At 60.0% G+C, this 1222-nt stretch carries 2 protein-coding genes; both read left to right on the top strand.

Annotated elements, in window-relative coordinates; all coding sequences use genetic code 11:
• Positions 1-476 (top strand): (2Fe-2S)-binding protein (locus tag ACR0DB_RS22595; RefSeq protein WP_480553092.1); only part of this gene is annotated, 476 nt, incomplete at its 5' end.
• 54 nt (positions 477-530) lie between these two features.
• Positions 531-1222: xanthine dehydrogenase family protein molybdopterin-binding subunit (locus ACR0DB_RS22590; RefSeq protein WP_480553091.1), on the top strand; the 692-nt coding region annotated here is incomplete at its 3' end.

Genomic DNA, 1222 nt, shown 5'->3' with positions numbered 1-1222 from the left:
TTTCGATGACTGTGAACGGCGTAGCTGTGAGCGGTGATGTTGAGGGTCGGACGTTATTGTCTGGATTTTTGCGTGAACATTTGGGGATGACAGGGACGCATGTTGGGTGTGACACGGCGCAATGTGGTGCGTGTGTTGTGCATGTTGATGGTCAGGCTGTGAAGTCTTGCAACATGCTTGCGCTTGAGGCGGACGGGTCTGAGGTTGGCACGATTGAAGGTCAGGCGGCCGAGGATGGGACGCTCAATACGATCCAGCAGGCGTTTCAGGATCATCACGGTCTTCAGTGCGGGTTCTGCACGCCGGGGATGGTGATGAGTGCGGCGGCCTTGCTGAAGGACAATCCGCGTCCGACCGAGGCCGAGATCCGGCATTATCTGGAAGGCAACCTGTGCCGGTGCACGGGCTATCATAACATCGTCAAGGCGATCATGGCCGCATCGGGTCAGGACGTGAGCAACATCGCTGCCGAATAAGGCGGCGGGCAAGAATTTTCGTCGAAAATTCTTTTCCAGGGAGGAGATCAAGCAATGCCCAAAGACAGTGGCATCGGAGCCAGTTCCAAGCGGCGCGAGGACGTGCGCTTTCTGACCGGAGCGGGCAATTATACCGACGACATCAACGTGGCCGGACAGGCCTATGTGTATTTCCTGCGCTCGGATATCGCGCATGGCCGGATCACCAGCATCGACACTTCGGCGGCCGAGGCCATGCCCGGTGTGGTCCGGGTATTCACCGGCAAGGATTTCGAAGGCGTGGGCGGCATCCCCTGCGGCTGGGAGGTGACCGACAAGCACGGTGCGCCCATGCAGGAACCGGCGCACCCCATTCTGGCCCAAGGTAAGGTGCGCCATGTGGGCGATCCGATTGCGGCCGTGGTGGCTGACAGTCTGGAACAAGCGCGGGATGCGGCCGAGGCGATCGATCTCGATATCGAAGAACTGCCCGCCGTGATCGACATGAAGGCCGCCGCGCAAGAGGGCGCGACGCTGGTCCATGACGATCTGAAGAACAACATCTGCTATGACTGGCAGCTGGGTGAGGCGGATGACGCCAAGGTCAACGAGGTCTTTGCCAATGCGGCCCATGTGACCACGCTGGATCTGGTGAACAACCGTCTGGTTGCCAACCCGATGGAGCCGCGCGTGGCGGTGGCGGAATACAGCCGCGGGACCGAGGAGTATACGCTCTATACCACCTCGCAGAACCCGCATGTGATCCG

The sequence above is a fragment of the Ruegeria sp. AB6 genome (genome assembly GCF_056542685.1).
This window is presented reverse-complemented; position numbering and strand designations above follow the sequence as displayed.